23 protein-coding genes and 1 pseudogene are annotated in these 24116 nt (G+C 61.6%); 19 read left to right on the top strand and 5 right to left on the bottom strand.

Going from position 1 to position 24116, the window contains the following annotated elements; translation table 11 throughout:
- Nucleotides 1-81: 81 nt before the first annotated feature.
- From OKW41_RS14040 to OKW41_RS14015, 6 genes are all read left to right on the top strand, one after another.
- The gene (locus tag OKW41_RS14040) at nucleotides 82-1650 is read left to right on the top strand and encodes a methyl-accepting chemotaxis protein (protein ID WP_429572893.1); all 1569 of its coding nucleotides are present in this window, start codon (nucleotides 82-84) and stop codon (nucleotides 1648-1650) included.
- 95 nt (nucleotides 1651-1745) lie between these two features.
- Nucleotides 1746-2645: a LysR family transcriptional regulator gene (locus tag OKW41_RS14035; protein ID WP_429572892.1), complete on the top strand. Its 900-nt coding sequence runs from the start codon at nucleotides 1746-1748 to the stop codon at nucleotides 2643-2645.
- Nucleotides 2646-2745: 100 nt separating this feature from the next.
- Nucleotides 2746-3420 carry a histidine phosphatase family protein gene (locus tag OKW41_RS14030; protein WP_429572891.1) on the top strand — a complete coding sequence of 225 codons (675 nt, stop codon included), beginning with the start codon at nucleotides 2746-2748 and terminating at the stop codon, nucleotides 3418-3420.
- Between the two features lie 22 nt (nucleotides 3421-3442).
- Nucleotides 3443-4462: a phosphotransferase gene (locus OKW41_RS14025; RefSeq protein WP_429572890.1), complete on the top strand. Its 1020-nt coding sequence runs from the start codon at nucleotides 3443-3445 to the stop codon at nucleotides 4460-4462.
- A gap of 46 nt (nucleotides 4463-4508) precedes the next feature.
- On the top strand, nucleotides 4509-5270 hold the full coding sequence (locus OKW41_RS14020; protein ID WP_429292832.1) for an SDR family oxidoreductase: 762 nt from the start codon (nucleotides 4509-4511) through the stop codon (nucleotides 5268-5270).
- A 67-nt stretch (nucleotides 5271-5337) separates the two neighbouring features.
- Nucleotides 5338-6582 (top strand): acyl-CoA dehydrogenase family protein, encoded by a 1245-nt coding sequence (locus tag OKW41_RS14015; RefSeq protein WP_429572889.1) that lies wholly within the window; start codon nucleotides 5338-5340, stop codon nucleotides 6580-6582.
- 125 nt (nucleotides 6583-6707) lie between these two features.
- Here the strand turns inward: OKW41_RS14015 and OKW41_RS14010 are convergent, their stop codons facing one another.
- Nucleotides 6708-7028, bottom strand: a complete 321-nt coding sequence (locus tag OKW41_RS14010; protein ID WP_429572888.1) for a hypothetical protein — start codon at nucleotides 7026-7028, stop codon at nucleotides 6708-6710.
- A 495-nt stretch (nucleotides 7029-7523) separates the two neighbouring features.
- Between OKW41_RS14010 and OKW41_RS14005 the strand changes: the two genes are divergently transcribed.
- From OKW41_RS14005 to OKW41_RS13995, 3 genes are read left to right on the top strand one after another with little or no spacing between them, the layout of a single operon-like run.
- Nucleotides 7524-7991, top strand: coding sequence for a hypothetical protein (locus tag OKW41_RS14005; RefSeq protein WP_429443971.1), 468 nt, complete (start codon nucleotides 7524-7526; stop codon nucleotides 7989-7991).
- A gap of 9 nt (nucleotides 7992-8000) precedes the next feature.
- Entirely contained in the window at nucleotides 8001-8708 is a 708-nt protein-coding gene (locus OKW41_RS14000) for a P-loop NTPase (RefSeq protein ID WP_429443970.1), read from the top strand.
- Nucleotides 8698-9558, top strand: coding sequence for a hypothetical protein (locus tag OKW41_RS13995; protein WP_429572887.1), 861 nt, complete (start codon nucleotides 8698-8700; stop codon nucleotides 9556-9558). The genes OKW41_RS14000 and OKW41_RS13995 overlap by 11 nt, the downstream gene beginning before the upstream one ends.
- A gap of 237 nt (nucleotides 9559-9795) precedes the next feature.
- On the opposite strand, the gene OKW41_RS13990 is transcribed toward OKW41_RS13995, so the two are convergent.
- Nucleotides 9796-10629, bottom strand: a complete 834-nt coding sequence (locus OKW41_RS13990) for a DUF932 domain-containing protein (RefSeq protein WP_429572886.1) — start codon at nucleotides 10627-10629, stop codon at nucleotides 9796-9798.
- A 1123-nt stretch (nucleotides 10630-11752) separates the two neighbouring features.
- Between OKW41_RS13990 and OKW41_RS13985 the strand changes: the two genes are divergently transcribed.
- The 4 genes from OKW41_RS13985 (at nucleotide 11753) to OKW41_RS13970 (ending at nucleotide 14965) form a co-directional block, all read left to right on the top strand.
- Complete coding sequence (locus OKW41_RS13985) at nucleotides 11753-12730, top strand: IS5 family transposase (protein ID WP_429449359.1); 978 nt, start codon at nucleotides 11753-11755, stop codon at nucleotides 12728-12730.
- Between the two features lie 506 nt (nucleotides 12731-13236).
- Entirely contained in the window at nucleotides 13237-13452 is a 216-nt protein-coding gene (locus OKW41_RS13980; protein WP_429572885.1) for a hypothetical protein, read from the top strand.
- Nucleotides 13453-13972: 520 nt separating this feature from the next.
- Nucleotides 13973-14170: a hypothetical protein gene (locus OKW41_RS13975; RefSeq protein WP_429572884.1), complete on the top strand. Its 198-nt coding sequence runs from the start codon at nucleotides 13973-13975 to the stop codon at nucleotides 14168-14170.
- Nucleotides 14171-14389: 219 nt separating this feature from the next.
- Nucleotides 14390-14965 (top strand): phasin family protein, encoded by a 576-nt coding sequence (locus OKW41_RS13970; protein WP_429572883.1) that lies wholly within the window; start codon nucleotides 14390-14392, stop codon nucleotides 14963-14965.
- Between the two features lie 59 nt (nucleotides 14966-15024).
- Here the strand turns inward: OKW41_RS13970 and OKW41_RS13965 are convergent, their stop codons facing one another.
- Nucleotides 15025-15231: a hypothetical protein gene (locus OKW41_RS13965; RefSeq protein ID WP_429573445.1), complete on the bottom strand. Its 207-nt coding sequence runs from the start codon at nucleotides 15229-15231 to the stop codon at nucleotides 15025-15027.
- On the opposite strand from OKW41_RS13965, the pseudogene phbB reads away from it, so the two are divergent.
- Both phbB and OKW41_RS13955 read left to right on the top strand, forming a co-directional pair.
- A pseudogene (gene phbB / locus OKW41_RS13960) lies at nucleotides 15163-15875 on the top strand (acetoacetyl-CoA reductase). The gene OKW41_RS13965 and the pseudogene phbB overlap by 69 nt on opposite strands.
- Nucleotides 15876-15903: 28 nt before the next feature.
- Complete coding sequence (locus OKW41_RS13955) at nucleotides 15904-16062, top strand: hypothetical protein (RefSeq protein ID WP_429572882.1); 159 nt, start codon at nucleotides 15904-15906, stop codon at nucleotides 16060-16062.
- A 240-nt stretch (nucleotides 16063-16302) separates the two neighbouring features.
- Here OKW41_RS13955 and OKW41_RS13950 read toward each other — a convergent pair whose 3' ends face one another.
- Both OKW41_RS13950 and OKW41_RS13945 read right to left on the bottom strand, forming a co-directional pair.
- The gene (locus tag OKW41_RS13950) at nucleotides 16303-16566 is read right to left on the bottom strand and encodes a hypothetical protein (protein ID WP_187617103.1); all 264 of its coding nucleotides are present in this window, start codon (nucleotides 16564-16566) and stop codon (nucleotides 16303-16305) included.
- A gap of 884 nt (nucleotides 16567-17450) precedes the next feature.
- A complete protein-coding gene (locus OKW41_RS13945; protein WP_429572881.1) occupies nucleotides 17451-18326 on the bottom strand; it encodes a LysR substrate-binding domain-containing protein in 876 nt (291 codons plus the stop codon).
- 254 nt (nucleotides 18327-18580) lie between these two features.
- Between OKW41_RS13945 and OKW41_RS13940 the strand changes: the two genes are divergently transcribed.
- The 4 genes from OKW41_RS13940 (at nucleotide 18581) to OKW41_RS13925 (ending at nucleotide 24114) form a co-directional block, all read left to right on the top strand.
- On the top strand, nucleotides 18581-20281 hold the full coding sequence (locus tag OKW41_RS13940) for a 5-guanidino-2-oxopentanoate decarboxylase (protein WP_429572880.1): 1701 nt from the start codon (nucleotides 18581-18583) through the stop codon (nucleotides 20279-20281).
- Entirely contained in the window at nucleotides 20278-21765 is a 1488-nt protein-coding gene (locus OKW41_RS13935; protein WP_429572879.1) for an aldehyde dehydrogenase family protein, read from the top strand. The genes OKW41_RS13940 and OKW41_RS13935 overlap by 4 nt, the downstream gene beginning before the upstream one ends.
- Nucleotides 21766-21776: 11 nt before the next feature.
- Entirely contained in the window at nucleotides 21777-22748 is a 972-nt protein-coding gene (gene speB / locus OKW41_RS13930) for an agmatinase (RefSeq protein WP_429572878.1), read from the top strand.
- A gap of 271 nt (nucleotides 22749-23019) precedes the next feature.
- Nucleotides 23020-24114: an ABC transporter substrate-binding protein gene (locus tag OKW41_RS13925; RefSeq protein ID WP_429572877.1), complete on the top strand. Its 1095-nt coding sequence runs from the start codon at nucleotides 23020-23022 to the stop codon at nucleotides 24112-24114.
- Nucleotides 24115-24116 lie beyond the last annotated feature (2 nt).

Genomic DNA, 24116 nt, shown 5'->3' with positions numbered 1-24116 from the left:
GGCGGATTCACCAGATAGCCAGGATATCTGTTGGCAAGGTGGTAACGCATTAAAGCATGCTCAATTAAAGGGCTTGTCTAAATGAGCGCATTCACAGGTACGATCCGGTTCAAAATCATGCTGGCGCTAGGCGTTTGCGTCGCGCTGATGGCGTCCATCGGTCTGATGGGGCTTCGCGGTCTCGCGAGGCTCAGCGCGGATATGGGCAGCATGTATTCGGTGAGCACGGTCCCGATCGAAGATCTTGCCTCGGTACAGGCAGCCGCACTGAAAATCCGCCTTCAGATGCGTTACATCCAGGCGCTGCATGACGAGGACAAGGCTACAGAGCTCGTAGCAAGCATCGGCGAAGAGCAGCAAAAGCTCGATCGAGCCTGGCATGACTATTACCCGGCGAAAATTGCCACGGCCGATGAGCGTCGAGTGGCCGATCGCGTGGCGAAGGAACTCGCGGTCTTCCGGACTCAGTCGGACGACATCGTTTCGGTGCTGCGCGCCGGAAATCTGGAGATGGCGGCATTCACGATCGACGAACTCACAGAGACTGGCGATGCGGTGTCCGACGCGATCGGCCGCGACGTTGCGTTGAGCGCGATGCAGGCGCAGCAGTTGGCTGAACGGGGCAATGCCACGTTCAACGCGTTGCGATGGAAGGTGCTTGGCGCAATCGGTCTGGGTATTGCAGCAGCATCCGCCGCGTCCGCGTGGCTGGTGTGGGCGATTACGAGTCCGTTGAAGGCCGCACTTGGAGTAGCCCGGCGAATTGCCGAGGGTCGGCTGGGGGACGCCGAGGGGATACGCTTGCGCGGTGAGTTTGGGCAGTTGCTCCGGGCGCTCCGGGCGATGGACGGACATCTCGCAAGAACCGTTCAGACGATCAAGGTTTCAAGCGACGCGATTCCGAATGCATCCAGCCAGATAGCCGACGGCAGTACCGACCTCTCAGCAGGCGCGAGGCGGCAAGCCGCGTCACTTGAGGAAACGGCGGCAAGCATGGATGAACTCATCCTCTCGGTTCGCCGCAATTCGGATCATGTGCGCCTGGCAGCGGAGTTTGCCAACGCGACGTCGCTCGCGGCCGATACCAGCATGGCCGCGGTCGAGCAGATGAGAGGCACGATGGACAACATCTCAGCCAGCTCGGCGAAGATCGTGGAAATTACCGCGCTCATCGAAGAAATCGCTCTGCAGACTAACATTCTTGCGCTGAATGCGGCTGTCGAGGCTGCACGCGCAGGCGAGCATGGGCGGGGGTTTGCGGTGGTCGCCGGAGAAGTTCGTAGCCTCGCGCAGCGCGCAGCCATCGCAGCGAAGGAGATCAAGGCTCTGGTCCGGACCTCCGCCGAGGCGATTTCCGGGGGGGCCGTGCACGCTGACCGCGTCGTGCAAGCCATGGTGGACGTTCGGGGAGCGATCCAGCGCGTGGTCGAGATCAACGACAATATTTTCGACGCTTCAGAAGAACAGCGCGGGGGAATCGGGCAAGTCAACGAGGCCGTGGGCCGTATGGACCAGGTCATTCGCAAGAACGCGGCGGTAGTTCAACAAGCGGCAGAAGCGGCGGCGTCGCTAAAAGAGCAGGCGCGCGCCCAGCGGCGCGCCATTGCCGTATTCGACATGCAATCGCTATCGGACGCGTCATCTGCCTGATTCGCCTCCGCCAGGACGTCTTCTGCAGGTCTGGCGAATCAGCTGGCTCGCGCCCTCGATTGACGGCATTGCGATGGCCCGGTTAGGCTCGCGACATGCGCCCATCCAAAGTCGATCTGAATCTCTTTGTCGTGTTCGAAGCCGTCTATCGAACGCGCAACCTCACACGCGCGGCGGAGTTGCTGTTCATCACGCAGCCCGCGGTGAGCAATGCGCTCGCACGCATGCGCAAGGCATTCGACGATCCGCTGTTCGTGAGCACACCGGCCGGCATGATGCCCACGCCGGTTTCCGAGAACATCATTGGCCGCGTGCGTGAGGCGCTGCAGCTACTCGATTCGAGCACGCATGCTGGCGAGCGTTTCGATCCGGCCACGTCGCAGCGGACCTTCCGTCTCAGCATGAACGATCTGACTGAGGCGATGCTGCTGCCTGCGCTGGAGGAGGTGCTGCAGCACCTCGCGCCGGGCATCCGCATCGAGAGCTACTTCACGACGCGACGCGACGTGCCCGAAGCGCTCGCGAGCGGCGCGGTCCATCTTGCGATCGATGCGCCTCTCATCGACGATCCGTACCTGGAACAGGAGCCGATGGGCCGTGACCGTTACGCCTGCATGCTGCGTCAGGATCATCCGTTCGCGAAGAAGAAGCTCACGATCGACGACTACTTGCGCTTTGGACATATCCACGTGTCCAGTCGCAGGCAGGGGCCAGGCCTCGTCGATACGGAACTCAACAAGCTGGGGCTCAGGCGCACCATCCAGACGCGGGTCCAGCACTATCTCGTTGCGCCCTTGATCGCGATGCGCACCGATCTCGTCCTGACTGCGCCACTCACGCTGCTTAAGCGCTATGACGCGCGCATCCTCGCGCTCCCCTTCGACCTCCCCGTTCTCGACACGCATGGCTACTGGCACCGCAGCGTCGCGGCGGACCCGGCGCATCGCTGGCTGCGCGAGCAGATCGGCCGTCTCATGCGCAAGCAGAGGCAGTAGACGGGGTGTCACGAAACGTTATGGCGAACCATCACCAGAATAAATTTCCTGAATGTCATGGGCCCCGATATCGTTTCAGTCATGTTCAGACGAGGTTGGCATGGGGGAACTCTATCTGGTGCGGCATGGGCAAGCGTCTTTCGGCGCTGAAAACTATGACGAGCTTTCATCTTCGGGCTTTGCCCAGTCGCGCTGGCTAGGCGAATACTTCGCGCAGTCGCACCTGAGCTTCGATCGCGTCGTGACCGGCACGATGCGGCGGCACGCTCAAACCGCCGACGCCTTGCTCACCGCAATGGGCGGCCAGCCGGTAGAGATCGTGCAGGACGCCGGTTTGAACGAGTACAATTTTCACGCGCTGTTTTCCGCGCTGGGAGAAAGCGGTCCGGCGTCGGGTCCCGTGGCCGAAAGCTCGATGAAGCACTTCTACAAGGGACTCAGGCAGGTCTTGCAGCTTTGGTCCGAAGATAAATTGCCGGGATGCATTCCCGAGACCTGGGGAGAGTTCCAGGCGCGTGTAGAGCACGCGCGTCTCGCCATTCAGCGTTCGGGCGGCAAGCGCGTTCTGGTGGTGAGTTCGGGGGGGCCGATCGCCGTCTTCACCCAGCAGATCCTGAACGCACCCGCGGCCGCGGCCATCGCGCTCAACATGCAAATCCGCAACAGCAGCGTGAGCCAGTACGTCTTCAACGACAGCGCGATGTCGCTGGTCACCTTCAACGCGTTGCCGCATCTCGAACAGATCGAGGGGCGCGAACTCGTTACCTACGGCTGATTCGAATCCGGATTCCCGCGCCATGATGAATGCAAGTCTTCAGTTCGATGTCGTTGCCCTCACACGCTACCTCGAGGCACACGTACCTGCCTTTCAGGAACCTATGTCCGTCGAGAAGTTCGCGGGCGGCCAGTCGAACCCCACGTTTCTCCTCGAAGCGCAAAGTGGCCGCTATGTGCTGCGGCGTCAGCCGCTGGGTGAACTGCTCAAGTCGGCCCACGCCGTGGACCGCGAATTTCGTGTGTTGAGGGCGCTTAGCGGTACGCCGGTTCCTGTTGCGCGGGTCTTGCACCTTTGCGAGGACCGAGAAATGATCGGCAGCATGTTCTACGTGATGAGCTTCGAAGAGGGTGAAATCTACTGGGATCCGTCCTTGCCCGCATTGGACGTTAGCGAGCGCGGCGCCATCTACGACGCGCTGATCGGCACGATGGCCGCTCTGCACGATGTGGATGTCGTGGCCGTTGGCCTTGCCGACTATGGCCGCGCGGGCAACTACTTCTCGCGCCAGATCGACGTGTGGACCAAGCAGTATCGCGCGGCGCAGACCGAAGACCTCGACACCATGGAAGCCCAGATCGACTGGCTGCCGGCGCACTGTCCGGCCGAAATGGGGAAGCCTTCGCTCGTGCACGGCGACTTTCGCATCGACAACCTGATTTTTCACCGCGGCACGCCGCAGGTTCGCGCGGTGCTCGACTGGGAACTCTCCACGCTTGGCAATCCGCTGGCGGACCTCGCGTACTTCTGCATGTGCCTGCGGCTTCCGCCCAAAGGTCATATCGTCGGTCTCGCCGGGCTGGACCGGGCTGCGCTTGGCGTGCCGGACGAGGCTGCGATCGTAGAGCGGTATTGCCGGCTGCGGGGCATAGGGGCGATCGAGAACTGGAATTTTTACCTCGCGTTCAGCTTCTTCCGGCTTGCCGCCATTGCGCAGGGCGTGAAGAGGCGTGCGCTTGGCGGCAACGCGTCGAACGAGAAGGCGCGTCAGGTCGGTGAAATGGCCGGTGCGCTCGCGCAGATGGGTTTCGACCTCATCTGACGCCTGGCGGTTGATACATACACGTGGATATGTCGAGGAGACAGTTGTGAGTACCCATTTATTCGATCTGCAGGGCAAGATTGCATTGGTCACGGGAGCGAGCCGTGGCATTGGCGAAGAGATCGCGAAGCTGCTCGCAGAACAGGGCGCCCATGTGATCGTATCGAGCCGGAAGCTCGAAGACTGCGAGACGGTGGCACGCGGGATCAAGGAGGCGGGCGGCAGCGCCGAGGCGTACCCGTGCCACGTGGGGCGTCTCGACGACATTCAGGGCGTTTTCCAGCACATCCGCTCGCGGCATGGCCGGCTTAACATCCTCGTGAACAACGCGGCGGCGAATCCGTATTTCGGCCACATTCTCGATACCGATCTTTCGTCGTTCGAAAAAACGGTGGAGGTCAACTTGCGTGGCTACTTCTTCATGTCGGTCGAAGCGGGCAAGCTGATGCGCGAGCACGGCGGCGCGATCGTCAACACGGCTTCTGTCAATGCGCTGCAGCCCGGCGACAAGCAGGGCATCTATTCGATCACGAAGGCCGCCGTGGTCAATATGACGCGCGCGTTCGCTAAGGAATGCGGCCCGTTCGGCATTCGCGTGAATGCGTTGCTGCCGGGCCTCACCAAGACCAAATTCGCCGGCGCCCTGTTCGAAGACCAGGCCATCTACGAAGCGTGGATGACGAAGATTCCTCTGCGCCGGCATGCAGAGCCGGGCGAGATGGCCGGCACGGTGCTGTATCTCGTCTCCGATGCGGCGAGCTACACCAACGGCGAGTGCATCGTCGTTGATGGCGGACTGACGATCTGATCAAGCGAGCGGCGCACGATTGATGCTCGCGCCGCACGACATTCACAAGGATTCAAGGGAGAGCAAAATGGACTTCGCCTATAGCCCGAAAGTCGAAGCGCTGTGCGCGCAGGTGCGTGCGTTCATGGACACGCATATCGTGCCGCGCATCCACCAATGGCACGAAGAAGTGAGCGGGGGACAATATCCCGTTTCCTTCATGGATGACTTGAAGGAGAAGGCGCGTGCGGAGGGCCTCTGGAACCTGTTCTTGCCGCATCTGCACGACGACGAGCCCGGCACGCGGCTGACCAACCTCGAGTACGCCCCCCTTGCTGAGATCATGGGGCGAGTTTCCTGGGCCTCGGAAGTATTCAACTGCAATGCGCCGGATACGGGCAACATGGAGCTGCTCCATATGTTCGCCACGCCTGCCCAACGCAAGAAGTGGCTCCAGCCGCTGCTCGACGGCAAGATCCGTTCGGCGTTTGCGATGACCGAACCCGCGGTGGCTTCTTCGGATGCAACCAATATCACCACGTCCATTCGTCTCGATGGCGACGACTACGTGATCGACGGCCGCAAGTGGTTCATCACGAATGCAGCGCATCCGAATTGCGAGCTGTTTATCGTCATGGGCAAAACGGACCCGGACGCACCCGCGCATCGTCAGCAAAGCATGATTCTCGTGCCGCGCGACACACCGGGTGTGAGGGTCATCCGCAATATCACGGTGGTCAATCACACGGCGCCCGAAGGCCACTGCGAGATCGAATTCAGGGGCGTGCGCGTGCCGCGCTCGAATCTTCTGGGCGAAGAGGGTAACGGCTTTGCGCTCGCCCAGGCGCGTCTTGGCCCGGGGCGCATTCACCACTGCATGCGCTCGATCGGCGCTGCCGAGCTCGCGCTCGAGTTGATGATCGAACGCGCGCAGGCGCGCACGGCGTTCGGCAAGAAGCTATATGAGCACGGCAGTGTTGCGGAGTGGATCGCGAAGTCGCGCATCGAAATCGATCAGGCTCGTCTCTTCGTGCTGAAGGCAGCGTGGATGATCGACAACGTGGGCGCCAAGGAGGCACGCAAGGAAATCTCGATGATCAAGGCGCTCGTGCCGAGCGTGCACACCGCCGTGTGCGAGCGGGCGATACAGACCTTCGGCGCGATGGGCCTGAGTCCCGACACGCCGCTGGCGGACAGCTGGACCTGGGGGCGCGCGCTGCGTTTCGCCGATGGCCCGGACGAGGTGCATCTCCAGAGCATTGCGCGCATGGAGATCAAGACGCGGCCCTATGAGCCGGGCCATGAGAATCCATACCTGACGCCTGCGGTGTAGGGCATGGTAGCGCGCGCATGGGCTGCCGCTCGTGCGTTAGCGAGACGTCTCGCGAATGCTTCGGGACTCGTCCAATAGCGATCGCGTTTCTGCCGAAGACTCTGCAACGACTTCTGTCCCGGGGGTCAGTGTTGGGCATTCAACCATATGCCGCCGGCGATCAAGATGACTGGGACGAGCATGATCACGACGTGGATGTGGCGCGGATAGATTTCTGTAATCAAGCGTTGGTCATTGGGCGCCCAAAACCGGCGATAGCCTATCCTGCCGTTACTGGTTTTTATGTCTTTAAGATCGCCGTTCGCGAATCCGGTGAGTGGGCCTGACCATGGTCGAGCGGATAGATGGACTACCGCTGCAAAACGCCGTGTCTGGACGCGCAGGAAAAACGCGTGGCCCGCGCTGGAAGATGAAACATGCGCAGTGAAATGAACAGGACGTCGCATGGACATCTCCGGCCGTTCGCGCGAGTAAGCTGATCCACTTGGAACACGAAAGCTAAACGCCGAGCGCAGCATGCAAAACCATTCCGGTCATGCTTCGCGCAAAAAGACAGCCGCTCCGATGCACGAGGGTGTCAATGCTCGCGCAGGTTAAACGAGTCTGCTCCCGTGTGGCAGCGCAGGAAAACCTTGTCTGCCGTGCAGGTTTCAGCAGGTCCTGCGATCACCTGACATAGTATCGTGAGCCACGAATTTCAAAGACAGTCAGTCGCCAACGAACGGTGATTGATCGTTAGATCGGAGGCGGGACGTCGCTGCATATCTTCGCGTGCAATTGAAGGCACTGCCGCTCGCGACGGAGCAAAAAAATTTCTGATTCCGGGCAATTCCGGTCCGCTCCTGGACGTTCCGATACCTCGAATTGGGTCTGTTTTCAGGGATTGACGACCGTTAATCTCCTCCGCAAGATGGCATGAAGGCAGTGTGTTGAGGCGGATCATGCCGCTCGTGAAGAGCTTTACTCAAGCCCAATGGGACGCTGCGGCGCGCCGTCTCGACGCGCTGCCGGAAAAGCCTGCGCACGAGCATCGCGTCAATGTGTGCGATGCGGTGAAGTCGATGCAACCTCAAATCAGTGGCGCGAAAAGGAAAGGGTACACGCTCGAAGAGATCGTCCAGCAGCTGGCGCAGGAGGGCGTGGACATCAGTACCAGCACGTTGAGGTACGCGATTCAACGCGCGACGAAGGAAAGCAAGTCCGAGCCCGTGGGAAAGAAAATCACGACGACGACTCCGACGGTAGCATCGCCTCGCGCCAAGAAGCCCAATCAGACAAGGTCGTGGAGCGCGGACAGCGCAGAGAAGGAATCCAGGCAGGATGGGGGAAAGACAGTGACCACGCCGGGGTCAATGGTGATTCGGGATGCTTTCTCGTTCGAGATCACGCCCGATATCGAAAACCTGTAGAGGGCTCATATGGCAACGACTTATCCCATTTATCTGGTCGGTGGCAGCAAGGGCGGTGTTGGCAAGAGCTTTGTTTCACTCGCGCTGGCCGATTACCTGCAGCGGCACGACTTTCCTGTCGCCCTGGTTGAAACCGATACTTCCAATCCAGACGTAATGAAATCTGTTCAGGACGAGATGCATTGCATCGCCTATAGCCTGGACGAGGCAGACGGCTGGATCGGTCTTGTCAACTTCTGCGACGAACGCCGGGACGCCGCCGTCATCGTGAACACGGCGGCTCGCAGTCAGACGGGTGTCGCACGCTTCGGTGCGACACTCGCCAGTACGCTCGGCGAATTGCGGCGTCAGCTCGTCGTGCTGTGGGTGATCAACCGGCAGCGCGACAGCCTCGAGCTGCTGCACGCATTCAGTAAGACATTTCCCAATGCGGTGACGCACGTGGTGCGAAATGGCTATTTCGGCACGCCCGACAAGTTCGCGCTGTATCAGTTATCGCAGCTTCGCAAGACCATTGAGGCGAGAGGGCACTCACTCGATTTTCCAGATCTTGCGGATCGTGTGGCCGACGAACTTCGGAGTCGGCGGATGTCCATCCGCAAGGCGTCGGAAATGATGCACATAGGGGAGCGAGCGGAACTATTGCGTTGGCGGGCGTTGTGCGATGTCATGTTCGCGAAGGCGATCGGCGCCGACGGGACCGCCCATGAGCAGTAGACGATCGCAGCCGGTTGATCCGCTCATGCGCCTGTTTCATGAAATATCCGGCGATGTCCCGGACGAGGCTAGTCTGGCCCGTATGCGTCGAGTATCGAGCGTACTGAATCTGCAAGAGAACGACGCGCTATGGTCGATCATCGCGGTGCTCGAATACTATGCGCGCCTGTATGAGGGGATGCCGGAACGTATTCGGTGGGTGAGCGAGGGCAGTCTCGAAGCCGCGCGCCGAGAAGTCGGCGGCGCGACCGATGCTCTGATGCAACAACACCAGGATGCGCTTGAGCGGTGCAAGTCGACGATCCAACTCGCGGAAAAGCTGATACGGGAACATGAGGCGCGGTATCGGGCTGCGCTGGCGAATCTCAATGAGGCGGCGCTGACGGCTTTGACCGTGCGTATAGCAAATCGGGTCGCGCGCTCGGCAGGTAATCGGCTGATTGGCGCAGCTGCAATTTCGGGGCGCGAGCAGCGTGAGCGGCTGGATGATGCGATTGGCGCGTTCGGACAGGCAACTGATGCAACGGTGGTGCGGGTGGATGCGATGGCGACAGGGATGGAAAGGCGTTTTGCACGCTCGATGCGCCGTCTATTGCTGATGGGCGGAGCCGTGCTCTGCCTGATGTTACTGGTCGTGGACGGTTTAGTGGAAGGGGGGCGGGTGGTCATACGGCGGGCGCGAATTGTCGCGCGGTGCAGTTGCGGCAGGCACACGGCGGCCCCTAAAGGGTGCTGCCGCCTGCTGTGCCGCGTCATCAGTACGAGGCGAAGCTTACGCGTCGCGAAGGGCAGCCTTGCGCCGTATTCACTATGGCGGCAGTCGGGAAGGGCCACGCCGGCTGTGCGCTGATTCCGCGTCGTCGTCGTTGCTGTCCCGCGAGTTTCCTGTGTCGCTTCCGGTAACGGAGTCGTCCTCATCCACGTCGTCGCGGACGGCCCACGAGGGTATGGTCGAAATCTCGCGAACGGTGAGGACTTCCGGGACCCGTGCGACTTTCGCGGGCCGCAGTTCGGCGGTGGCAGCGGCGTCGACCTTCTTCAGCAACGGCGGAGAATGGGCGGCGCGAGTGCGCCGCCCCACGGTCGGTTACACCTTCATCTGGCGCATGGCGTCCGCGAGCATCCAGAGGGCGCGGTTCAGCTTCACGTTCTGATCGATGCCGGTGATGGGGCGCGTGGACATGGACCGGCCCGTGCGCGAACGTCCATGTAGACCGCCCTTGGTCAGGTTTTCCTGAATGCGGTTGAAGACCGTCCAGAGATCATCGCGGCGATCCTCGTAACGGCGCGGCGCGAGCAATTGGCTTTCGGTGATGGGGGCGGGTGCTTCGGCATCGCTCGGGTCGTAGCGCAGCGCGAGCGCGGAGCGGGAGAACGCTTGCTGTTCGTCGCGGTCGAGCGTCACGGCGCGCATGCCTTCCTTCTGCTCGCGGATCAGGTCGAAGCCGTCGAGCACGTCGAACGCGCCATTGATCACGTTCTGAACGACGTTGCCTTTGTGCGGCACACGGATATCGGCGATGTTCTCGCCAGCCACCATGCCGTTTTGGCACACAAACCGGAATGTGCCTGCGAGCATCTGGTAACTGCTCGTGCCGTCGTGCGAGTTCAGCAGCACGATTTCGTCGGCTTCCTCGCCGGTGATCTGGTCGGCATGGCGCAGCCGGAGCATATGCTTGGTGAATTCGCGCTTGCCCTCATCGCGCACGCGGGTCTGGCAGATCATGAACGGCTGAAAGCCTTCGTTGCGTAGGCCGCGCAGCACGTCGATGGTGGGAATGTACGTGTAGCGTTCCGAACGGCTTTCGTGCTTGCCGTCCGCGAAGATGGACGGGGCAACACGGCGAATCTGATCATCTGAAAGGGGCGAGTCAGCGCGCAGCACCGGGGAGCCGTAACGGAAAGAGGAAGCGAGTTGCATGGCAGTCTCCACAGTCAAGGTTGAGGACCTGAACCGGGCGAGGGGATGTGACTTGCCGTTGCGGCTGGACACCTCCCGGTGGAACTCGGGGTTGGCGTTGCTGCCGCCAGGGTCCCGGGTTCCCGCCCGTGCGACTGGAGGAGCCGATAGCGGGCAGGCGTCAAGGAAAAAGGCGAGGGAGGAGTGCGGGCGACACGGTCCCTCGCCCCTTGATGCCTGCCCGCTATCGGCTACGGTCGCGGGTCAAGGGCGGGACCCTGGGAGCCGGGTGCATGCCATGCCTCGAGTTGACCGGGTGAGGGTGCCGCGCGGCAGGCGCGGCAGCGTGGCCGTGCCGGCCACGCCTGGCTAGGAGGGGACGGGGTTGACTGCTGCGCCCCGGATGGACGCCTGGAACGGGTGAGGCGCGGCACTCTGCTCAACGCTCAGCGCGAAAACCCGGCCTCGCCGCATAAACGAATTTTGACTCCCGTTACGATCGGTACGGATCGCAGCGGTGTCAACGGCGGGTCACCCATGTCCAGCGGTCATTCGCTGACACCGGGCTGGCCGCAGCTTTTCGTGCCTGCTTACCGCTGCTCACCGGTCGTTCATCGAGGAGCGGCGGCGAACAGCCGCTACCGAGTTCAACGAACGCGTACTTTCGACCGAGGCTGTGCGAAAACACTCGTTGAATGTGGCGCTCTAAAAAACCGGCCCTCCAGATCGCTCTGTATCGGCTTGGTAGCGACTTGGGAAGGGTAAAGCGACACCCGAAAACCGACTGTTTTTGCGTTTTTACACGGGCTCGACCCATTCCTGCCACTCAGTTAGTTTCTGCGAATGTCACCACCGCGCTCCAGAGCGGCCGTTCTGCCCCCGCCGCCCCGTCGGATCTAACTGGAGGCCGGGATTCGCGTTCGCTTCCGTCCATGCTCACGAAGGACTAGTACAACGTCCCGCAATTAGCTTTAATAATTCCGCGCATGATTTCGGCCCGTGTTCACCTTCCTGCCAGCTTCGTTGAGTTGGAAAATTGTTAAGGCACTTTACGGATGTCGTACTAGGGCAACACTGATTAAGTCCACCAATCTGGCACGTCAAGCGTTATAGAGATCGGATTAAACGAGGAAGGCAGAACAGGATGAAACAGCAGACGCTGGCGATGGCAGCCGATCAAGGTGCGGGTTTCGAGACCCACCGCAAACGCACGCGGCGCGACGAGTTTCTCGACACGATGAATGCGATCGTGCCATGGTCGCAGTTGTGCGCGGTGATCGAGCCGCATTATCCGAAGCGCGGCAATGGCCGCCCGCCAATTGGTCTGGAGCGCATGCTGCGGATCCACTTCGTGCAGCACTGGTTCAATCTGGCCGACTTCGCTTGCGAAGAGGCCCTCTACGACAGCGCCAGCCTGCGTCGCTTTGCCGGAATTGACCTGGGTTGCGAAGGTGTGCCCGATGCGACGACGCTGCTCAAATTCCGGCGCCTGCTGGAGACGCACAAACTGGGCGAGCAATTGTTTGCCGAAGTCGGCCGGGTCCTTCAGGCCAGCGGCATGAAGCTCAAAAGCGGCACCATCGTGGACGCGACGATCATCGGCGCGCCGAGCTCGACGAAGAATGAGCAGAAGGCGCGCGACCCCGAGATGCATCAGACCCGCAAGGGTCGCCAATGGTATTTCGGCGCCAAGCTGCACATCGGTGTGGACAGCCAGAGCGGCCTGGCGCACAGCGCGGTGCTCACGCCCGCCAATGTGCATGACAAGCATCCACTGCCGCAATTGCTGCACGGGCAGGAGCGGCGCGTCTACGGCGACAGCGCCTATGCGAGCCAGAAGGCACTGATCCACAGCAAGGCGCCCAGGGCGCGCGACTATACCAATCAGCGCACGCGCCGTGCGGGCGGCGAAGTCGACGAGGTGCAGCGCGGCAAGAACCGCAACAAGTCGAAGATCCGGGCGCGAGTCGAACACGTCTTCGCGGTTGTGAAGCGCCTGTGGGGATTTACCAAGGTGCGCTATCGAGGGCTGGCAAAGAACGCCAACCGGGCGTTCGTCGCGCTCGCACTGGCGAACGTCTACCTGTCGCGCAAGAAACTGATGGCACCGGTACGCCCATAGTGGGCGAAAGGCGGGCAAAGTGCCCGCCCAACAGGCCTGCGAGGGCCGAAAAGCAAGGGCTTAAGCTCGGCCTCATCACTTGGCGAAGTTCAAATCGCTGACACGTCGCCGATTTACCCGCTTGTTCAGCTTTGCCCTAGGCTTGATCAATGACCTCGCTTGTGACATTCGAGCGCCGAACGTCCGGCATCGTGGCCATTCTGCAACGCCTGCGGCAGCGATTGACATAAGCCCGCGCCGCGGCAGATGCGGCAACGCGCGCTCACGCAAATATCCAGACGAAATACCTGATTGCTTCGGGAATGCAGATGTGTAGGGTGAAGCTAACGTCAGCGCCCTGTGCGCGGCGTGTGTGTTCAGGCCGCAGCAATGTCTGCGGCTTTTTTTTGGTGCGCCAGGCATGGCGCGTTGCGCGAAAGCGCAACTGGTTTTGGCTGTCCGGTGCCGCTAACTTCGACGGCACAAATCGCCATGCAGAGCTACCGGAGGGAAAACGGCGGCCTCGGGTGTCACCGAACGTCGATATGGGCTTTGGCGTGACTGAGTTCAACTGGGAGGCCGGACCCAGCGCGACAACCAGCATCGGATTTGTGGCGGTCGTGAGGATCCGCAAGGGCCGTGCCGCTGTCGCCGTGTTCTCCCCACTGCGCTTGGGCGAATCGCGCGGCAAGCCATTTTTCAGCGAAGCCGATGCGCTGGTGGGTGGCTCTGGCGCGGGATGACGTATTGTCGATGACCTGTTGACTTCCCTTCGCGACGCGGGAGAAGTCAATGCTATTGAGCCTTTACGCCGGTCAGCATTCTAGAGAATAAGCGACTCGCATGCGATGTAATAAATATTTCTCAATATCCGGTTATAAGCGGCCATGTCTGAAAAAGAGAATGCTGCCAGATAAACACCATATTCAAATATGAATAGGGGCGTTGCACTGCGCATTGATTGGACTGCCAATTCAGACATCGAAGTGTGCGTCAGATCTGCCCGGGCCCAGCCCATCGAGGCTTCCGTGGTATCTCGCCGGCAGGGAATGGCAAGCGTCGCCTTCCATGCAGGCTAAATAAGCAGACAAATCAAAAAAGTACTCCGCATATTGCAATTGAAAATTGAGCGGTTATGATGACGTCTCGGTCAGGATTTCCCTAACGTTTGTTTTGCCTGGTAAGGGAAATATTTGCCGCCATTCTCCGCGAAGAGGGTAACTAATGCTGCGCGGCGCAGACAGACTAAATCGAGGAGACGATATGCTGAGTCCCCATGAATTCGCCACCTTAATGCTCATCAAGGACGCGCCGGATCAGATCGAACTGGGCCGCGCCGAGCTCGACACGCTGCTGGAGCGCCAACTCATATCGCTGGAAAGCCTCGCATCGGGCTATCCACGTCCTCAAGTCACAAGCGAAGGCGCTTCCATTCTCAAGGCCGTCGCGCGTAGGCGCTAGGGAATTGCGGCGCGCGCGCCGAAGAAAAACTAAGCGAAGTAGCTTTAGTTGGACTTTAATGTGTAGTGCCTCCTGCTGTAACGACCCTCCGAGTACTCGCGACGCATGCTGCCTGGCAGGCGTCCTTGCGCGTCGGTCCATCCATTATCGCCATTCGTCGCGCGAAACCCGGTCGATCGGGGCTTCGTCCGGCGGACTGAATCCTGAGGAATTTCAATAATGGCTCTATCGAGTCCCGAGCAAATCGCCGCATCGCAGAAGGCTGGCCTCGACGCATTCTTCGGATTGACCGGCAAGGTCTTTGAAGGCGTCGAAAAACTGGTCGCCCTGAACCTGCAGGTCATCAGGTCCACGCTGGCGGAGTCGCAGGAGAACCTGACGAAGGCGTCCGGCACAACCGACCCGCAGCAGTGGTTCACGCTGCAAGCCGGTTTCACCGCACCTTTCGCGGAGAAATCACTGTCATACGGCCGTCAACTCTTCGACATCGCGTCAACCACGCAGGCTGAGATCGCGCAACTCGCACAAACGCAGTACGAACGGTATAACGCACGCATGCAGGAATTCATCGAGGAAGCGACGAAGAGTGCTCCCGCGGGTTCCGAAGCGGCGATCGCCTCGTGGAAGTCCGCGATCAGCGCCACCGCCACGCTGTGCGAATCGCTGCAGAAGACGGGGCAGCAGGCCGTGGAGATGGCCGGGACCAATCTCGAAGCCGTCACGGCCTCAGCGTCCAAGGCCGCCAAACGTAGTGCCGCCGAGTCGGCTGCCGTAGTCGCAAGCGTGAAGCACTAAGACTCACGCGGGCAGCAATGCCCGCGTTGTCGGTCCCATATCTATATGTAGGATTCCTTTTATTCATTTTGGAGAAGGATCCGGCATTTCAATGCATCCAATTCTTGACTGAAGGCAGTGTTGCTCCAGACGGGCACGCCGCCGGAATTTGTGAGGACGATTCGATGGCAAAGCAGATCGCGGTAGTAACGGGTGGCATGGGCGGACTGGGCGAGGCGATCAGCATCAAGTTGCATGACGCCGGTCACGCGGTCGTCGTCACCCATTCGCCTTGCAACACCGGTGCGAACGAGCGGGGCTCGCACGCATGGAAGCCGAGGGACGACAGTTCCGCGCGTATGCGGTCGACGTCGCCGACTACGACTCATGCGAAAAATGCCTGGCGCAGATCCAAGCGGAAGTCGGACCGGTCGACATCCTGATCAACAACGCCGGCATCACGCGCGACGCCAGCTTCAAAAAACTGGACAAGGTCAATTGGGACGCGGTACTCCGCACCAACCTCGATTCGGTGTTCAACATGACGAAGCCGGTGTGCGACAGCATGGTCGAGCGCGGCTGGGGCCGCATCATCAACGTGTCGTCGGTCATTGGCTCCAAGGGTGGGTTCGGCCAGACCAACTATGCGGCGGCAAAGGCCGGCATGCATGGTTTCACGAAATCGCTGGCGCTCGAGGTGGCGAAAAAAGGCGTCACTGTCAACACGATCTCGCCCGGCTATATCGCGACGAAGATGGTGATGGCGGTGCCCGAGGACATCCGCGAGACAAAGATCATTCCGCAGATTCCGGTCGGCCGGCTCGGGCAGCCGGACGAAGTCGCCGCACTCGTGCTGTACCTGTGCTCGCGCGAAGCGGGCTTTGTGACCGGCGCCAACATCGCGATCAACGGAGGGCAACACCTGCAGTGAACCCGAGAGATTAGCAATGGAGGTTCCGATGAGCGAAGCAGTGGCAATCGTCGTAGGTTCATTCGTGCTGGTGACGGCAACAGCGTTCGTCGCCGCTCACTATCACCGGGAGCAAATGCGCCGAAAACTGCTTAGAAGGCTGGATTACCATCGCGACTGGTGGGACTGGAGCAGCACCCGGCATTGAATCTCTGCGCTCGCCCCTGTTGTTGCGGTACGGGGGGCGATTGTATTGATAGCTTGTTGATCTGGTCAGCGTCGACATCTTCGTCTTGCATGATCGCCGAGAACTCCCCAGTTTTTGCGTTCGCGAGAATCAGCTTGGTCATGCTCACGCGATACTGCGGACAAAACCGATACTAAGCGGAAGCCAAACCGCTTCCGCCGTTACCTTCATCCAATCGTCAATCCATCGCGATTGGCGAACTCACTGGACGAGTGTGTCGTCTACGACCCGCTGCCCGGCGCTGAACCCTGCCATGAGCGCGGCGGCTTCCGTCGCGAAAGGCTGCTGGTTATCTGCTGTCAGCCGTATCGGCGCAATCATGAGCCGAGTAGCGCCCGCCGTTCTAATGTGCACGACGGCGATGAAGCCACGCGGAGGCAGCAATGTAACGTTGCCGGACGCTTCCCACACTGGTTCAAGCTCGACCGCGATCTCGAAGCCTTTGTACGTATAGATTCTTTTCATCTGTCTATTTGAATTGCGACCACGCTGTCTCGCACTCTACGAAATCAATTCTTCGACGTAGGCCCCTTCTCCCGTTCCGTAACGGAGGGTTCGCGAAAAGTGTTTGAACAATTTTTTCAGGGGCCGCCGTATTCACCTTTCTTTCAAAGTTGGGGCTGGTGGGCCGCACGAATGACATTATGCCCACAATACCGCCACGGTAAATGATCGGCGTCACTGGCGAGCCTCGTCGAGGCATTGATAGCTCATCGACCGCTTTCAGGCGCAGCTATCGATCGAGGCGTCGCCGCGTCGAAGGGCCGCTCGCTCCTCATGAGTTGACGTTCGCGAACAGATCGTGACGGGCCGTTTCTGGCCTGGTCGCTGCCTCATGCAAGCAGCATACGCACGCCAAAGCTGCGCGATGCGGCGATCGGCTGCACGCGACCCACTGCAGCCCTTCAACCCCTCCCGAACTCAACGGCTGCTTGCAAGGTGCAGCGGCCACTCATCACTTCGAGTCGGTCGGCAGATCGTGGGCCATTCCGGTCATTAAGCTACCAGTGGAACGCACCGATCGAAAATGGCCGCTTACGAGAAAAGCTAATGCTCGTTGTCGACCCGTTTGAGCCGTTCAGAAGCGGATCGCGACTGACAGCTCCCAAGCCGGGAAGACCCAATCACTGGCGACTCTCATGCAACTCGACCATTACAGCATCTTTGCGTCACGTCGGTGTTCGCACCCGACTCTACGCCAGGCGTTCGAGTCGAACGGAGGGGGCGGGCTACATGATCACCAGAACCGAAGGAACTCGCGACGCGCGCCCCACGCGATCGACTCCACGCGACGCATGCTGTCGGCGGGGTAGACCATCCGCGCCCCACCCTTTCGCCGGTTCCCGTCGTCACGCCTCCCCATTAGCCCCGATCCACTCGCGAAACAGGTTCACCTTGTGCTGGTGCGCGAGGCAATCCGGATAGACGAAATAATAGCGGGCGCCCGTCGTCAGCACGATGTTGAACGGCATCGCGAGACGCTTCGACGCGACATCCTCACTGACGAGCGAGCAGTCGCTGATCGCAACGCCGAAACCCTGCATCGCCGCGTTCGTCGCAAGGTCGAGCGTATCAAAACTCTGACCGAGGTCGGCATCGATCTCGGGTGCATGGGCATGGGCGAGCCACATCTTCCAGTCGCGGTGGTCGCGCGTCGGGTGCAGAAGCGTATGCCGCGCAAGATCGGCCACGCTGTCGAGCGACGTGGTTTCCCTCAGCGACGGCGCGCAAACAGGCGCCAGTTGTTCGTCGAACAGCGCAATCGAATGAACGCCGGCGCCCGGCGAAGAGCCATAGATGATCGCCGCATCGAACGGCTCGATCTGGAAATCGACGTCGTGCTGCCATGTCGTCGTGAGTTGCAACTGGATGTCGGGATACTCGGCCTGAAAGCGCATGATCTTCGGCAGGATCCAGCGCATCAGGCAGGTGGGTACCTTCAGCGCGAGATCGGTGCGCTGCCGGGTTAGCCGCAGCGAAGTCTCCTCGATGCGCGCGAAGCTCTCTTTCACTGTCGGCAGTAGCTGTTCGCCTTCCATCGTCAGCACGAGCCCCTTCGCGTGTCGCGTGAACAGAGCAAATCCGTAGTACTCCTCCAACGCCTGGATCTGGCGGCTCACGGCCCCCTGCGTCAGGCAAAGATGATCGGCAGCGCGCGTGAAACTGCGGTGGCGCGCCACCGTTTCGAAGATTTGCAGCGCGTTCAGCGGCGGCAGGCGGCGCATGGTCGTTCCCTTCCACCATTTGGAAAATTCATGACGGCCGGATGTACTTCCCAACTCGCTTTCTATTATATGCACCGAACAAAGCCGCCGATTCGTCTGAACGTATCGCTCTCCTGATTACGGCCATGTGCAAGGAACATGGCGAGCATGCAAATTCATCGTTTGCCGTGCACACGTCAAGGAACAAGAATGGATCACTACGCAAACTCCGGAGACAGGCATGCACCGGCAACCGATCAATTCGCAGGAGTCTCATGAACTATCCTGAAACGGCCTCGCTCTTCGGCCACGCGGACGGGCACCATCAGCCCCGGCCGATGATCACGCAGACCTGCGGCGAAGCGCTCGTGACGCTGCTCGAACACTATGGCGTCGAACTGGTGTTCGGCATTCCCGGCGTCCATACCGTCGAGCTGTATCGTGGGCTCGCGGCGTCGACGCTGCGCCACGTCACGCCACGCCACGAGCAGGGCGCCGGGTTCATGGCCGACGGCTATGCGCGCCTTACTGGCAAGCCCGGCGTGTGCTTCATCATCACCGGGCCGGGCATGACGAATATCGCGACCGCGATGGCTCAGGCTTATGCCGATTCGATCCCGATGCTCGTGATTTCCAGCGTCAACGCCACGCGCCAGCTCGGTGGCGGCGCTGGCCGCCTGCACGAACTGCCGTCGCAGCGCGGCGTATTCGCCGGGCTCACCGCCTTTTCCCACACGCTGCTGAATGCGGACGAACTGCCGCAGGTGCTGGCCCGCGCGTTCGCGGTGTTCGCGAGCGAGCGGCCGCGGCCGGTCCACATCGAGATTCCGCTCGACGTGATCGTCGCGCCCGCTTGCGGCATGACATCCGGCGCGGCGGTGCTTCCCGCGAAGCCCGCAGGCGCACCGACCGCGCTCGACGCCGCCGCCGCCTTGCTAGCTAGCGCGCGACGCCCGCTGATCCTGGCCGGCGGCGGGGCTATCGAGGCCGCCCCCGAATTGCGCGCGCTGGCCGAACGCTTGCACGCGCCGGTAGCGCTGACGATCAACGGGAAGGGCCTGTTGCCGCGCGGCCATGCGCTGTCGATCGGCTCGACCCAGTCGCTTCCCGCGACGCGCACGGTGGTGCGCGAGGCCGACGTGGTGCTCGCAGTCGGCACCGAACTCGGTGAGACCGACTACGACGTGGTGTTCGACGGCGGGTTCGCCATCGACGGCAAGCTGGTCAGAATCGATATCGATGCCCAGCAGGCGATGCGCAACTTCCCGCCCGACGTGGCGATCGCGGCCGACGCGAAGCTCGCCCTCGCCGCGCTCGACGCCAGGCTGGCGACGCGCCCGCTGCCGCCGCGCGATGCCGGCTGGGGCGCACTACGCGTGAGCGCCGTACGTGCCGCGGTCAATGCCGGTTACGACGCACCCACTCGCTCGCAGGCGGCTCTCTTTGACACCGTATCGGACACGCTACCCGACGCGGTCATCGTGGGCGATTCGACGCGCCCGGTCTACGCCGGCAATTTCGTTTTCGAGGCGGCCGTGCCCAGGTCATGGTTCAACTCGTCGACGGGCTACGGCACGCTCGGCTACGGGTTGCCGGCCGCGATCGGCGCGCGGGTTGCGGCCGGCAACCGGCCCGTGATCTGTCTGATCGGCGACGGTGGCCTGCAGTTCACGCTGCCCGAACTGGCGAGCGCCGTCGAAGCCGCCGTGCCGGTGATCGTGCTCCTGTGGAACAACCGGGGCTATGCCGAGATCAGGAAATACATGGTCGAGCGCGATATCGAGCCGATCGGCGTCGACATATACACGCCGGACTTCCTCGCCCTGGCCCGCGGTTTCGGCTGCTGCGCCACATCGGCCGATACGCCGGCCCTGCTTGCGAACGAACTGAAGCAGGCCGCGGGACGCCACGTGCCCACTTTGATCGAAATCGACGAACAGAAATGGTTCGACCATGTGCCGGGAGAACAGGCATGAACGCGCCGAACGACGCGCAGTTCCTGACGCAGCTCTATATTGATGGCCGCTGGGTCGACGGCGCACTGGGCAGGACGGTTGCCGTGACCAACCCGGCGACTGGGGCCCATCTGGCCGACGTGGCCGCGGGTACCGCCCACGACGTCGAACTGGCGGTGGCCGGCGCTGCCCGCGCGTTTCGCGCGTGGCGGCAAACGACCGGCGCCGAGCGCGCACGCTACCTGCGCGCAATCGTGGCGGAAGTCGAGGCGCGGCGCGAGCGTCTCGCGATGCTGCAATCGCTGAACAACGGCAAGCCGCAAGAAGAGGCGCAGACGGACGTCGACGACGTGATCGGGACGTTCCGCTATTACGCCCAACTGGCCGAGCGGCTGGACGACATGACCGACGAAGACGTCAGCATCCCCAGCACCGAGTACCGTGCGCGGATTTGCCGCGAGCCGTGCGGCGTAGCCGCGCTGATCGTACCGTGGAATTTCCCGATGGTGACGACGGCATGGAAGCTCGCCCCGGCGCTCGCGGCCGGCTGCACGGTCGTGCTCAAGCCGTCCGAAATCACACCGCTGCCGGAGCTTGAACTGGCCTCGGCCATCGCATCTGTCGGCTTACCGGCGGGCGTTTTCAACGCGGTGACGGGCACCGGAGCCGACGTGGGCGCGCCGCTCGTCGCGCATTCCGGTGTCAGGAAAGTGTCGTTTACCGGCAGCACGGGCGTCGGCCAGACAGTGATGAAGACTGCCGCCGACACGCTGAAGGGTGTGAGTCTCGAACTCGGCGGCAAGTCGTCGATCATGGTTTTCGACGATGCGGACGTTGACCTGGCGCTCGCCCTGATCGAGGCGGGCGGCTTCTTCAACAGTGGCCAGATGTGCTCCGCGACGAGCCGGGTGCTGGTGGCGCGCAAACTCGCGCCCACGCTGCTGGCGAGGCTTGTCGAGCGCGCGGAGCGGATCGTCGTCGGCGACCCGTTTGCGCCGGGTGTGCAGATGGGGCCGCTCGTGAACCGAGCCCAATTCGAACGGGTGCGCGGCCACATCGAACAGGGTATTGCCGACGGTGCGCGGCTCTTAACCGGCGGCGGCCGGCCAGCCGACGCGCCAGAGCAGGGGTTTTTCATCGCGCCAACGATTTTTGCCGACGTGCCGCCGACGAGCGCTTTGTGGCGTGACGAGATCTTCGGCCCGGTCCTGTGCGTGCGCGTGTTCGACACCGAACAGGAAGCCGTTGACGTCGCCAATGACAGCGAGTACGGGCTGGTGGCGACGGTCGTCACCGCCGACGAGGCACGCGGCGAACGGGTCGCGCGCGCGCTGGAGGCCGGCGTGGTGTGGGTCAACACACCGCAACTGATCTATCCGCAAACCTCGTGGGGCGGCTACAAGCGCAGCAGTGTGGGGCGCGAACTGGGCCCGTTCGGGCTTGCCGCCTTCCAGGAAATCAAGCAGGTGCTGACGCTTCGTCAGCCAATTAGCCAGTCTATTTAAAAGGATTTGCGATGAAGCACGATAACCCGTCCGATAACCCGTTCAACCAGCCGCTCGGCGGCAACCGGATGCCGCGTTTCGCGGGCCCGGCGACGATGATGCGCTTGCCGACCGCGATGTCGGCCGAGGGGCTTGATGCATGTTTCGTCGGCGTGCCGCTTGACACCGGCACGTCAAACCGGTCGGGCGCGCGGTTCGGGCCGCGCGCGATCCGCGCCGAATCGTGTCTGCTGCGCCCGTACAACATGGCGACCCGCGCAGCGCCCTACGACAGTATCCAGGTGGCCGACATCGGCGACGTCGCGATCAACACGTTCAACCTGCAGAAGAGTATGGACATCGTCACCGAAGCGTATGACGAGATCCTCGCGCATGGCTGCGTGCCGCTCACGATGGGCGGCGACCACACGATCGTGCTACCGATCCTGCGCGCGATGAAGAAGAAATACGGCCCGGTCGGCGTGGTTCACGTCGACGCCCATGCGGATGTGAACGACACAATGTTCGGCGAAAAGATCGCGCATGGCACGCCGTTTCGGCGCGCGATCGAAGAAGGGCTGATCGACGGCAACCGCGTCGCGCAGATCGGCCTGCGCGGCACCGGCTATACGGCGGAGGACTTCGACTGGTCGAGATCGCACGGCATACGTGTCGTGCAGGCGGAGGAGTGCTGGTACAAGTCGGTCGCGCCGATCATGGACGAGGTGCGCACGAAACTGGGCGACGGCCCGGTGTATCTGAGCTTCGACATCGACGGCCTGGACCCGAGTTTCGCACCCGGCACGGGCACGCCAGAAATCGGCGGCCTGACGATCTGGCAAGCGCTCGAAATCATCCGTGGCTGCCGTGGGCTGGACATCGTGGGCTGTGACCTGGTGGAAATTTCGCCGCCGTACGACCCGTCCGGCAATACGGCGCTGGTCGGCGCGAACCTGCTGTATGAAATGTTGTGCGTGCTACCGAAGGTGAAGTACCGGACGTAACGTGTGAATCCGGGGGCGCGGCGGACTGTCCCCCGTGCTCCGCTTCGCTCCGTCCAGGCTAGAGGCCGCGCCACGCGTACTTCACATGACGCTTCCTGTAAGACCAGGAAACCAGGCCACCAGGCTATGCACGTTCGTCATGACGCGCATGCCCATATTTCGTTTGTGATGCCCTTCTCGCAGTCCTAGAGTCAATGCATACGCGACACAATACAAGCACTCATCCGGCGCATAGATCGGATTCCTAATGTAACCATCCATGGAGACGGCGATGAAAAATTTCAGTACGGGACGGCGACAAGCCTTCAAGACGATCGGCGCAGCGCTCGCGGCGTCCGCACTACCGATGCCCTTCATCAATGTGAGGGCCCAGGAACACAATTTTGCGGGTAAGACGCTGCGCCTGTTGACCTGGTCGGACGATACAGGGACTGCCGCGCTGCACAATATTGCCGCGACGTTCATGGCCAAGACCGGCGCGAAGGTGATTGCCGATCGCGCAGATGGTACCTCGGGCATGGTCGCCAAGGTGAAGGCTACGGGCGACCGTCCCACCTATGACGTGATCACGCTCGCGGGCGTGGGCGCCGCGGGTCTCGGCGATGCGGGCCTGCTCGTCAAGCCCGATCTCGACAAGCTGCCGAATCTCAAGGACGTGTCCGCACAGTATCGAACCGGCGCAAACGGCTTTGGTGTCGGTTACCTGCTGTGGTCCGACGGACTGATCTACAGCACGGCGACCGTCAAGACGCCGCCTTCGTCATACGAGGCGCTGTGGGACCCCAAATACGCAGGCCGCCTGTTCCTGCCGCCGCCTGAGTTTGCCGAGGCGGTCGATCTGGCGATCATCGCCGCGAAAATGTCAGGCGGCTCGCAGCAGAACATTGATCCCGGCTTCAAGAAGCTGATGGTATTGAAGGACCGTGTGATGACGCTCGGCGAGAATCCGAATCAGGTCGCCGACCTGTTCCGGACCGGTTCGCTCGATATCGGTGGCATCTATTCGCCCGCGTTCTTTCCTGAGCAGATCAGGAAGCCCGAATACAAGATGGCTGTGACATACGGCATGAAGGAAGGCTTTGCCACGCAGCTGTTGTTCACCGTGATTCCGAAATCGCATCCGGGCGACAGCGACCTCATTCACGCCTTCATCAATCATTCGCTTGATGCGGGTGTGCAAGGCCGAATGGCTGCCGACGTGCTGAACGGTCCTGTCAACTCCAAGGCGGTGATCCCAGCCGAAGGGCGCGCGTATGTGCCGAGTCCGCAGCAGATTGCGGAGAAGGCCTTCCTGCATGACGACAAGGCACTTGCCGTAGTGCAGCCCGCGTGGATCAAGCGCTACACCGAGATCTTCTCGGGATGACT

It is taken from the genome of Paraburkholderia sp. UCT70 (assembly GCF_050434085.1).
GTDB lineage: Bacteria > Pseudomonadota > Gammaproteobacteria > Burkholderiales > Burkholderiaceae > Paraburkholderia > Paraburkholderia tuberum.
The sequence above is the reverse complement of the archived record's forward strand: the minus strand, read 5'-3'. Positions and strand labels throughout refer to the sequence as shown.

Bases quoted from the DNA above. Each gene is read 5' to 3' on its own strand.
- OKW41_RS13990 (WP_429572886.1), bottom strand. From the start codon at position 10,629: ATGCAACTCGCTTCCTCTTTCCGTTACGGCTCCCCGGTGCTGCGCGCT.
- OKW41_RS14005 (WP_429443971.1), top strand. From the start codon at position 7,524: ATGCCGCTCGTGAAGAGCTTTACTCAAGCCCAATGGGACGCTGCGGCG.
- OKW41_RS14010 (WP_429572888.1), bottom strand. From the start codon at position 7,028: ATGCGACGTCCTGTTCATTTCACTGCGCATGTTTCATCTTCCAGCGCG.
- OKW41_RS13935 (WP_429572879.1), top strand. From the start codon at position 20,278: ATGAACGCGCCGAACGACGCGCAGTTCCTGACGCAGCTCTATATTGAT.
- OKW41_RS14000 (WP_429443970.1), top strand. From the start codon at position 8,001: ATGGCAACGACTTATCCCATTTATCTGGTCGGTGGCAGCAAGGGCGGT.
- OKW41_RS13985 (WP_429449359.1), top strand. From the start codon at position 11,753: ATGAAACAGCAGACGCTGGCGATGGCAGCCGATCAAGGTGCGGGTTTC.
- OKW41_RS13995 (WP_429572887.1), top strand. From the start codon at position 8,698: ATGAGCAGTAGACGATCGCAGCCGGTTGATCCGCTCATGCGCCTGTTT.
- OKW41_RS13955 (WP_429572882.1), top strand. From the start codon at position 15,904: ATGAGCGAAGCAGTGGCAATCGTCGTAGGTTCATTCGTGCTGGTGACG.
- OKW41_RS13965 (WP_429573445.1), bottom strand. From the start codon at position 15,231: ATGGGTGACGACGACCGCGTGACCGGCGTCATGCAACTTGATGCTGAT.
- OKW41_RS14035 (WP_429572892.1), top strand. From the start codon at position 1,746: ATGCGCCCATCCAAAGTCGATCTGAATCTCTTTGTCGTGTTCGAAGCC.
- OKW41_RS14025 (WP_429572890.1), top strand. From the start codon at position 3,443: ATGATGAATGCAAGTCTTCAGTTCGATGTCGTTGCCCTCACACGCTAC.
- OKW41_RS13975 (WP_429572884.1), top strand. From the start codon at position 13,973: ATGCTGAGTCCCCATGAATTCGCCACCTTAATGCTCATCAAGGACGCG.
- OKW41_RS13945 (WP_429572881.1), bottom strand. From the start codon at position 18,326: ATGCGCCGCCTGCCGCCGCTGAACGCGCTGCAAATCTTCGAAACGGTG.
- OKW41_RS14040 (WP_429572893.1), top strand. From the start codon at position 82: ATGAGCGCATTCACAGGTACGATCCGGTTCAAAATCATGCTGGCGCTA.
- OKW41_RS13940 (WP_429572880.1), top strand. From the start codon at position 18,581: ATGAACTATCCTGAAACGGCCTCGCTCTTCGGCCACGCGGACGGGCAC.
- OKW41_RS13925 (WP_429572877.1), top strand. From the start codon at position 23,020: ATGAAAAATTTCAGTACGGGACGGCGACAAGCCTTCAAGACGATCGGC.
- OKW41_RS13970 (WP_429572883.1), top strand. From the start codon at position 14,390: ATGGCTCTATCGAGTCCCGAGCAAATCGCCGCATCGCAGAAGGCTGGC.
- OKW41_RS14030 (WP_429572891.1), top strand. From the start codon at position 2,746: ATGGGGGAACTCTATCTGGTGCGGCATGGGCAAGCGTCTTTCGGCGCT.
- OKW41_RS13950 (WP_187617103.1), bottom strand. From the start codon at position 16,566: ATGAAAAGAATCTATACGTACAAAGGCTTCGAGATCGCGGTCGAGCTT.
- OKW41_RS14015 (WP_429572889.1), top strand. From the start codon at position 5,338: ATGGACTTCGCCTATAGCCCGAAAGTCGAAGCGCTGTGCGCGCAGGTG.
- speB (WP_429572878.1), top strand. From the start codon at position 21,777: ATGAAGCACGATAACCCGTCCGATAACCCGTTCAACCAGCCGCTCGGC.